This window comes from Marinobacter sp. UBA2498, assembly GCF_002341575.1.
Lineage (GTDB): Bacteria > Pseudomonadota > Gammaproteobacteria > Pseudomonadales > Oleiphilaceae > Marinobacter > Marinobacter manganoxydans.
Genome location: NZ_DDOI01000104.1, coordinates 461 through 9380, shown reverse-complemented (window position 1 = coordinate 9380; position 8920 = coordinate 461). Strand labels below are relative to the sequence as shown.

Below are 8920 nucleotides of genomic sequence, written 5' to 3'. Positions count from 1 at the left end.
GCTGCTGCTGGATGAGCCCACCGAAGGCATCCAGCCCTCCATCATTCAGGAGATGGCGCGCACCCTGAAACGTATCCGCGACGAGCGCGGCCTGTCCATCGTGGTGTCCGAGCAGGTGCTCAGCTTCGTGATGGAGATCGCCGACCGGATTCTGGTGATCGAGAAAGGCGACATCGTTCACCAGGAAGACAAAGAGGACGCCGACCAGAACAAGATCGCCAGCTATCTGGCGGTCTGAATCCGCTCAACGAAAGCGAGGAGCCAAGTTATGCGACACGGTGATATTTCCAGCAGCAGCGATACCGTCGGGGTGGCGGTGGTCAACTATAAGATGCCGCGCCTGCACAGCCGCGCCGAGGTGCTCGATAACGCCCGCGCCATCGCCGAGATGATCAAGGGCATGAAGGTGGGCCTGCCGGGCATGGACCTGGTGGTGTTCCCGGAATACAGCACCATGGGCATCATGTACGACAACGAGGAAATGATGGAAACCGCGGCCACCGTGCCCGGTGACGAAACGGCCATCTTCTCCGCCGCCTGTCGTGAGGCGAACACCTGGGGCGTGTTTTCGCTCACCGGAGAGCGACACGAGGATCACCCCAACAAGGCGCCGTACAACACCCTGGTTCTGATCAACAACGAGGGTGAGGTCGTCCAGAAATACCGCAAGTGTATCCCCTGGTGTCCGATCGAGGGATGGTATCCGGGTGACACCACCTACGTCACCGAGGGGCCAAAGGGCATGAAGATCAGCCTGATCATCTGCGACGACGGCAACTATCCCGAGATCTGGCGCGATTGCGCCATGAAGGGGGCGGAGCTGATTGTTCGCTGTCAGGGCTACATGTACCCGGCCAAGGAACAGCAGGTGATGATGGCCAAGAGCATGGCCTGGGCCAACAACTGTTACGTTGCGGTGGCCAACGCCGCCGGATTTGACGGCGTGTATTCCTACTTCGGCCACTCCGCGATCATTGGCTTCGATGGCCGTACCCTCGGGGAATGCGGTGAGGAAGACATGGGCATTCAGTATGCCCAGCTGTCCGTAAGCCAGATCCGTGATGCCCGTGCGAACGACCAGTCCCAGAATCACCTGTTCAAGCTGCTGCACCGGGGCTACACCGGTGTGCATGCCTCCGGGGACGGCGACAAGGGCGTGGCCGACTGTCCGTTCGAGTTCTACCGTACCTGGGTGATGGACGCCCAGAAGGCGCAGGAAAACGTGGAGGCCATGACCCGGAAGACGGTAGGTACCGCCGAGTGCCCGGTGGGCGAGCTGCCGTTCGACGGCAAGGAAAAATCCGCAGGGGCCTGAGCCCGGGAGGCGTTCATGCCGTTTATCAACGAACGGCTGGAAGCCAATCGGGAAACCATTGAAAAGAACCGGGCCGCCTCAGGCCCGGTTCGTGCTTCCCGGTTCCGCTTCGAGCCCGAGGCCGTGATGGCCAGACTGCGGGAAAATATCGTCGGCCAGGATGAGGCCCTGGCGGCCATGGAATCCATGCTGGTGCGGGTGAAAGCCGATATCGGCGAGGACAACCGGCCGCTGGCGGTGCACCTGTTCCTGGGTCCTACCGGCGTGGGCAAAACCGAAACCGTGCGCCTCATTGCCGAAGCCATCCACGGTAATCGCGATGGCCTGTGCCGTATCGACATGAACACCCTGGCCCAGGAGCATTACGCCGCAGCCCTGACCGGTGCACCGCCGGGCTACGTGGGCAGCAAGGAAGGCCACAGCCTGTTCGATCTGGACAAGGTACAGGGCTCGTTCAGCAAACCCGGCATTGTGTTGTTTGATGAAATCGAAAAAGCCAGCAAGGAAGTGGTGCGCACGCTGCTGAACGTGCTGGACACCGGTCGGCTGGTGTTTCCCTCCGGCAACCGCGAGATCGACTTCCGCAACACCCTGATCTTCATGACCAGCAACGCCGGTGCGCTGGAGGCGGAGACGTATGAGCAGGGCTACCAGCGGGGCTGGCGCCGCTGGCTCGGTTTATCACCTGGCAACGGCGAGGCCATTCGCGATACCGCTCTGCGCCGGCACTTTGACCCGGAATTCCTCAACCGGATTGATCAGATCCTCACCTTCAACCGACTTACCGACAACTGGCTGGAAGCCCTGCTGGACATTGAGCTGGCGGGCCTCAATCGCCGGTTGTCCAAAAAGCACGCCGAGCTGTCGCTGGCGCCTGAGCTGCGAGAAGAGCTGTGCCGTGGCTACGACGCTCGCTATGGCGCCCGGGAACTGCTGCGGGCTTTTCGCCAGCGGCTGGAACCCGCCGTTGCCCGGGCGTTGCTGGCGTATCCGGACTGCCGCCGGTTTGAAGCCGGCCTGCAGGGCAGGACGGTCACGGTGCACCAATACGTCGAATGACGTAGGCACCGGGGGCATTTCGCGAATACCTCACCGGCACGGGATTTCGGATAGTAAAGCCGTTACCTAATCGTGCAAGCCAACACCAAGGAGCGCCCGCTATGGCTGAAACCATTATCAAGATCGATCTGAACAAGTCGGCCTATGAGAACGACAAAATCCACAACCGCTGGCACCCGGATATTCCGCTGGTGGCCACCGTCAAGCCGGGCGACGATTTCATCGTTGAGTGCTATGACTGGACCGGCGGCCAGATCAAGAACGACGACAGCGCCGACGACGTGCGCGATGTTGATCTCAGCCAGGTTCACTTCCTGTCGGGACCGATCGGGGTCGAGGGCGCAGAGCCGGGCGACCTGCTGGAAGTCGACATCCTCGACATCGGCACGTTCGAAGAGAGCCAGTGGGGCTTTAACGGGTTCTTCTCCAAGCAGAACGGCGGTGGCTTCCTGACCGAACACTTCCCGGAGGCCCAGAAATCCATCTGGGACTTCAACGGCATGTTCACCAAATCCCGGCACATTCCCAATGTGGAATTTGCTGGCCTGATTCACCCGGGCCTGATTGGCTGCCTGCCCTCCAAAGAATTGCTGGACACCTGGAACAAGCGTGAGGCCGGACTGGTCGCGACCGATCCGGAGCGTGTGCCGGAATTGGCAACACTGCCCAATGGTGAGACCGCCCACATGGGCCAGATGACCGGTGACGCGGCCAAGGCTGCCGGCGACGAAGCCGCCCGTACCGTGCCGCCACGGGAACACGGTGGCAACTGTGACATCAAGGATCTGTCCCGTGGCTCCAAGGTGTATTTCCCGGTGTACGTGGACGGTGCCGGCCTCTCCGTAGGCGACCTTCACTTCAGCCAGGGCGACGGTGAAATCACGTTCTGTGGCGCCATCGAAATGGCCGGCTGGATTCACCTGCGGGTAAACCTGATCAAGGACGGCGTGAAGAAGTACGGCATCAAGAATCCGGTATTCAAGCCCAGCCCGATCAAGCCCCGTTACGACGACTATGTGATCTTCGAAGGCATCTCCGTAGACGAGGACGGCGGCCAGCATTACCTGGACGTGCATGTGGCTTATCGCCAGGCGTGTCTTAACGCCATCGAATACATGACCAAGTTCGGTTACACCAAGGCTCAGGCCTACGCGATTCTGGGTTGTGCTCCGGTGGAAGGCCACATCAGCGGCGTGGTGGATATCCCGAACGCCTGCGCCACGCTCTGGTTGCCGACGGGCATCTTCGACTTCGACATTAACCCGTCCGCTGAGGGTCCGCAGAAGAAAGTCAGCGGGGGCATGGACGTACCGCTGTCGAAAGATAAGGAGTAATCGCCATGCCCGTGTATGACTACAAGTGCCGTGAACATGGCCTCTTTCACACACTGGCCACCATGGAGGATGCGGCCAAGCCGGCGCAATGCCCCACCTGCAAGGCCATGTCGCCGCGGGTGATCGTATTGCCATCCCACATTGCCGCCATGGACCCGGCCAAAAGGGCGGCCGAGGACCGGAACGAGCGGTCCCGGCATGAGCCGGTGTTTTCCACCGCAGACCGAAGGGCGAATGATAAGGAGCACAGTCGCGCCTGCGGCTGTGGCTCTCCGAAACCCGGAAAGTCCATGCTGTTCTACACCGCTGACGGGAAGAAGATGTTTCCCTCCATGCGGCCCTGGATGATCAGCCACTGATTGGCTAAGTTGAGACTGTCACGTGTTTGGCCCCCTCTCCGGGGCCTTTTTTATTGCTTCAGGTTGTCCCTTCCGAATATCGTGTATATAGTGTTTCTATCCTTGGTCAAATACCAGATGTAGTGATCAGTGCGTAACCAACTCGGTCAACGTGTGATCATCTCAGCCATTCTGGTATCGGGAATCCGGTGAGACTCCGGAACTGACGCGCAGCGGTATTGGGGAACAAGCGTGGCATCAAGACACTGGCGAAAGCCGGGAAGTCGCCACACGAGGCCGAATCTATCGATTCACGCCCCTGAGTCCGAAGACCTGCCAGGGATGAAGGAGCCTTACGGCTCCCAACTGCACCTTCGCGACCCAGGGTGAGCAGACCGGTTATGCCCAGCCATTCCCATGGCGAGGTGTGCCCCTGCGTACGCGATGGTGAAAGGAACTCAACGCGTATTCAGGAGAACACTGCATGTCTGCCTCAGCCCTGGCCGAACCCCGGCCAACCTCGCACACGGACACCGAATCCCTTCAGGTCATCAAGCGCAACGGCACGCTTGTCGGCTTCGACCCCTCGAAGATCAGCATCGCCGTAACCAAAGCCTTCCTCGCAGTTGAGGGCGACACCGCCGCCGGTTCCGCGCGTATCAATGACGCGGTACACCGGGTGACCGACCAGGTTATCCAGGCGATTGGCCGTCGCCTGAAGGCTGGTGGCAAGGTACATATCGAAGACATCCAGGATCAGGTGGAACTGGCCCTGATGCGGGCCGAAGAACAGAAGGTGGCCCGCGCCTACGTCCTGTATCGGGAAGAGCATGCCCGCGAGCGCGCCCGCCATGCGCCGGTTGAGGCGCACCCCCATCTGACGGTGAAAAAGACCAGTGGCGAGATTGCTCCGCTGGACCTGGGCCTGATGAAACTGCAGGTGGAACAGGCCGCCACAGGGTTGGAGGGCATCGACGGTGATTCCCTGGTGGACGATGCCCTGACCAACCTGTACGACGGCATTGCCGAGGAAGACGTGCTGTCGGCCTTGATCATGACGGCCCGCAGCCGGATTGAGCGGGAGCCGGATTACAGTGCGGTCACCGCCCGTCTTCTGCTGGAACAGCTGCGTTTGGAGAATGCCGCCGCCCTGGGCCTGCCCATCAGTCTGCCATTGGCTGAGATTTATCCACAGGCACTGAGCGCCTTTGTCGAGGCGGGAATCCGGTACGAATTGCTGGATGACGCGCTGGCCGCCTTTGATCTGGAGCGCCTGGGTGCAGCCCTTCAGCCGGAACGGGATCTGCAGTTCGGCTTCCTCGGTCTGCAAACCCTGTACGACCGTTACTTCCTGCACTGGAACAAGGCCCGCCTGGAATTGCCTCAGGTATTTTTCATGCGCGTTGCCATGGGCCTGGCCCTGCGCGAAGACGACCCGAATGCCCGGGCCATCGAGTTCTACAACCTGTTGTCGTCGTTCGATTACATGGCGTCCACACCCACGCTGTTCAACAGCGGTACCCGCCATTCTCAGCTGTCGTCCTGTTACCTGACGACGGTGGGCGACGATCTTGAAGACATCTACGGCGCCATCCGCGATAACGCCATGCTGTCGAAATGGGCGGGCGGTCTGGGTAACGACTGGACGCCAGTCCGTGCGCTGGGCTCCCACATCAAAGGAACCAACGGCCAGAGCCAGGGCGTGGTGCCCTTCCTGAAAGTCGTCAACGACACCGCCGTGGCGGTGAACCAGGGCGGCAAACGCAAGGGCGCGGTGTGTGCCTACCTGGAAAGCTGGCATCTGGACATCGAGGAATTCCTGGAACTGCGTAAGAATACCGGCGACGAACGCCGCCGAACCCACGACATGAATACAGCCAACTGGGTGCCCGATCTGCTGATCGAGCGCATGCGCGAAGACCGTGACTGGACCCTTTTCTCTCCCAGCGATGCGCCGGATCTGCACGACCTGTACGGCAACGCCTTCCGTGAACGCTACGAGCATTACGAAGCCCTGGCAGAGCAGGGAAAAATCAAGCTGTTCAAGAAAATCCCGGCCAAGCAGCTCTGGCGCAAGATGCTCACCGTGCTGTTTGAAACCGGCCACCCCTGGATTACCTTCAAGGACCCTTGCAACCTGCGTTCTCCCCAACAGCACCGGGGCGTGGTGCACAGCTCTAACCTGTGCACAGAAATCACCCTGAATACCAGTGCCGACGAGATCGCCGTATGCAACCTCGGTTCCGTGAACCTGGCGGCCCATATTGCCAACGGCGAGCTGGACGTGCAGCGCCTGGAACAGACGGTAAACACCGCCGTGCGCATGCTCGATAACGTTATCGACATCAACTACTACGCCGTGCCCCAGGCCCGCAATTCCAACCTCAAGCATCGCCCGGTTGGCCTCGGCCTCATGGGCTTCCAGGACGCGCTCTATCAACTGGGCCTGCCGTATTCCAGCCCGGAAGCGGTTGAGTTCGCTGACGTTGCCATGGAGCAACTCAGCTACTTCGCCATCCGCGCCTCAGCTTCGCTGGCGGGTGAGCGAGGTGCCTATGAGAGCTATGAGGGTTCACTCTGGCAGCAGGGCATCCTGCCCATCGACTCCATCAACCTGCTCAAAGAGAACCGCCGGGAAGGGGACCTGTCTGTGAACACCAACGCCCGGCTGGACTGGTCTCCCGTACGCGAACTGATCGCAAAAAACGGCATGCGCAACAGCAACGTGATGGCGATCGCTCCGACTGCCACGATTTCCAACATCGTGGGTGTGTCCCAGTCCATCGAGCCGGCGTACCAGAACCTGTTCGTGAAATCGAACCTCTCCGGCGAGTTCACCGTGGTGAATCCCTCTCTGGTCCGGGACCTCAAGGCCGAAGGACTGTGGGACAACGTGATGGTGAACGACCTCAAATACTTCGACGGCAGCGTGCAGCAAATCGACCGCATCCCGAACGAACTGAAAGCGCGATACGCCACTGCCTTTGAGATCGACGCAAGGTGGCTGGTGGAGGCCGCGGCCCGGCGCCAGAAATGGCTGGACCAGGCCCAGAGCCTGAACCTGTACATGGCCGAGCCCAGCGGCAAAAAGCTGGATGCCCTGTACCAGCTGGCCTGGGAACGTGGCCTGAAAACCACCTATTACCTTCGCTCCCTGGGTGCCACCGGTGCTGAAAAAACCGCTCCGGTTGCCGCGCCCCAACCCCAGGTGTGCAGCATCGACGATCCGGACTGCGAAGCCTGTCAGTAACTGCTCACTTAACGATTTCGAGGCAAAACCATGCTTGATTGGGACGACGAACCAAAAACGGAATCCAAAGCGGCGCCTCCCGGCGCCCCGGCACCGGTGAACGTGGACGACAAACGCGTCATCAACGGCGAAACCGACATCAACCAGCTGGCACCGTTCAAGTACCCCTGGGCCTGGGAGTACTTCATGAACGCCAACAAAAACCACTGGACCCCCCTGGACGTGAACATGGCCCAGGACGTTCACGACTACCACCACCGGCTGACCGCGCCGGAAAAACATGTGTACGAGAACGTGTTGGCCTACCTCACCACTTCCGACATCCTCGCCATGCGCAACATCGGCCTGGCGGTGATGGAGAAGATGAGCGCGCCGGAACTGCAGATCTACCAGGCCCGCCAGGTCTACGAGGAAGCCATGCACACCTGGGCCTACCAGCACTGCATCGAAACCCTGAACCTGGACCAGAGCGAGATCTACAACCGTTATCGTGTTGTGCCCGCCATCAACGGCAAGATCCAGATCGCCAACCGCCGGCTGGATGCGGCCATGCGCCCGGACATGAACCTGCGTAACAAGGACGACCTGCAGGAATTCATCATGTCCTACCTGTTCTTCGCGGCCGTGTTCGAAGGCACCTGGTTCTACAACGGCTTCAGCCCCATCTTCGCCCTGCAGCGCCGGGGTCTGATGCGCGGCACCGGCGAGCAACTGCAATACATCCTGAGGGACGAGGCCATGCACTTCTCCTTTGGCTTGAAGGTGGTGAACCAGATCGTGGAGGAGGAGAACATCACCTTCGATCCGAAGGCCGTGCGCGAGATGTGGGACGAATCCGAAGCCGCCGAGAAGGCCTATGCAGATTACATCCTGCGGGACCCGATTCTCGGTTATTCGGCTGAGTATCACAGCGAACAATTCCGCTTTGTGGCCAACCGCCGTGCCCGCACCGTCGGCCTGGAAGAGCCGTTTCCGGGCGCAAAAAACGTCTCGCCCTGGTTAGACGAGCAGGCCACCCTGCGCAAGGAAAAGAACTTCTTTGAAACGCGGGTGATTGAATACCAGACCGGGGCTCAGTTGGAGTGGTGAGGGCTTACTGACCGCTAGCCGAGCGGACTGCGCACCCCTGCGAAACCTTGTCCGAGGACGTGGGTATAAATTTGGGTGGTTCGCAGATCCGCATGGCCCAGTAAATCCTGAACCGTGCGGATGTCGGTTCCCCTCTTCAGGAGTTCCGTGGCAAAGGTATGTCGAAAGGTGTGGCAGCCAGCGCGCTTACCAATGCCGGCTTCTTGTGCAGCCGCGCGCACAGCCCGCTGTACAGAGGATATATGGCGATGATGGCGAGCGACATTACCAAGATTATCCGTGCTGAGCGTGGGGGAGGGGAACATCCACTGCCATTCCAGCGATTTCCCGGCATTGGGGTATTTGCGGGCGAGAGCAAACGGAAGGCTTACCGGATGCAGGAATTCCTCATCTCGCCGTCTCCAGGCCTTGCGGATGGCGTCAACATGATCGTGCAACGGCCCAAGGAGCGTTGTGGGAAGAAGGGTCGTCCGGTCTTTGGCGCCTTTACCATCCCGCACCGTTAACACCTGCTGCTGAAAATCCAGGTCCTTGA

Annotated in this window: 7 protein-coding genes, 1 pseudogene and 1 riboswitch; of the genes and pseudogenes, 7 read left to right on the top strand and 1 reads right to left on the bottom strand. The window is 60.2% G+C overall.

What is annotated here, in order from left to right:
- The 7 genes and pseudogenes from B2W52_RS14655 to B2W52_RS14625 all read left to right on the top strand — a co-directional run.
- Nucleotides 1-238, top strand: a pseudogene (locus B2W52_RS14655) (ABC transporter ATP-binding protein); the annotation flags it as partial.
- 30 nt (nucleotides 239-268) lie between these two features.
- Nucleotides 269-1315 (top strand): aliphatic amidase, encoded by a 1047-nt coding sequence (locus B2W52_RS14650; RefSeq protein WP_286803665.1) that lies wholly within the window; start codon nucleotides 269-271, stop codon nucleotides 1313-1315.
- Nucleotides 1316-1330: 15 nt separating this feature from the next.
- Nucleotides 1331-2374: an AAA family ATPase gene (locus tag B2W52_RS14645; protein ID WP_104270958.1), complete on the top strand. Its 1044-nt coding sequence runs from the start codon at nucleotides 1331-1333 to the stop codon at nucleotides 2372-2374.
- Between the two features lie 101 nt (nucleotides 2375-2475).
- A complete protein-coding gene (gene fmdA, locus B2W52_RS14640) occupies nucleotides 2476-3708 on the top strand; it encodes a formamidase (RefSeq protein ID WP_273072886.1) in 1233 nt (410 codons plus the stop codon).
- A gap of 5 nt (nucleotides 3709-3713) precedes the next feature.
- Nucleotides 3714-4067, top strand: a complete 354-nt coding sequence (locus B2W52_RS14635) for an FmdB family zinc ribbon protein (protein WP_041645822.1) — start codon at nucleotides 3714-3716, stop codon at nucleotides 4065-4067.
- A 155-nt stretch (nucleotides 4068-4222) separates the two neighbouring features.
- A riboswitch (cobalamin riboswitch) is annotated at nucleotides 4223-4401 on the top strand.
- Nucleotides 4402-4530: 129 nt separating this feature from the next.
- Nucleotides 4531-7296 carry a ribonucleoside-diphosphate reductase subunit alpha gene (locus B2W52_RS14630; RefSeq protein ID WP_273072885.1) on the top strand — a complete coding sequence of 922 codons (2766 nt, stop codon included), beginning with the start codon at nucleotides 4531-4533 and terminating at the stop codon, nucleotides 7294-7296.
- 30 nt (nucleotides 7297-7326) lie between these two features.
- Nucleotides 7327-8385, top strand: a complete 1059-nt coding sequence (locus B2W52_RS14625) for a ribonucleotide-diphosphate reductase subunit beta (RefSeq protein ID WP_273072883.1) — start codon at nucleotides 7327-7329, stop codon at nucleotides 8383-8385.
- A gap of 14 nt (nucleotides 8386-8399) precedes the next feature.
- On the opposite strand, the gene B2W52_RS14620 is transcribed toward B2W52_RS14625, so the two are convergent.
- Nucleotides 8400-8920, bottom strand: a 521-nt coding sequence (locus B2W52_RS14620; RefSeq protein ID WP_286803664.1) for a tyrosine-type recombinase/integrase, incomplete at its 5' end; no start/stop codon positions are given.

Excerpts from the sequence above, each read along its gene's own strand:
- B2W52_RS14650 (WP_286803665.1), top strand. The coding sequence starts at position 269 with ATGCGACACGGTGATATTTCCAGCAGCAGCGATACCGTCGGGGTGGCG.
- B2W52_RS14645 (WP_104270958.1), top strand. The coding sequence starts at position 1,331 with ATGCCGTTTATCAACGAACGGCTGGAAGCCAATCGGGAAACCATTGAA.
- fmdA (WP_273072886.1), top strand. The coding sequence starts at position 2,476 with ATGGCTGAAACCATTATCAAGATCGATCTGAACAAGTCGGCCTATGAG.
- B2W52_RS14635 (WP_041645822.1), top strand. The coding sequence starts at position 3,714 with ATGCCCGTGTATGACTACAAGTGCCGTGAACATGGCCTCTTTCACACA.
- B2W52_RS14630 (WP_273072885.1), top strand. The coding sequence starts at position 4,531 with ATGTCTGCCTCAGCCCTGGCCGAACCCCGGCCAACCTCGCACACGGAC.
- B2W52_RS14625 (WP_273072883.1), top strand. The coding sequence starts at position 7,327 with ATGCTTGATTGGGACGACGAACCAAAAACGGAATCCAAAGCGGCGCCT.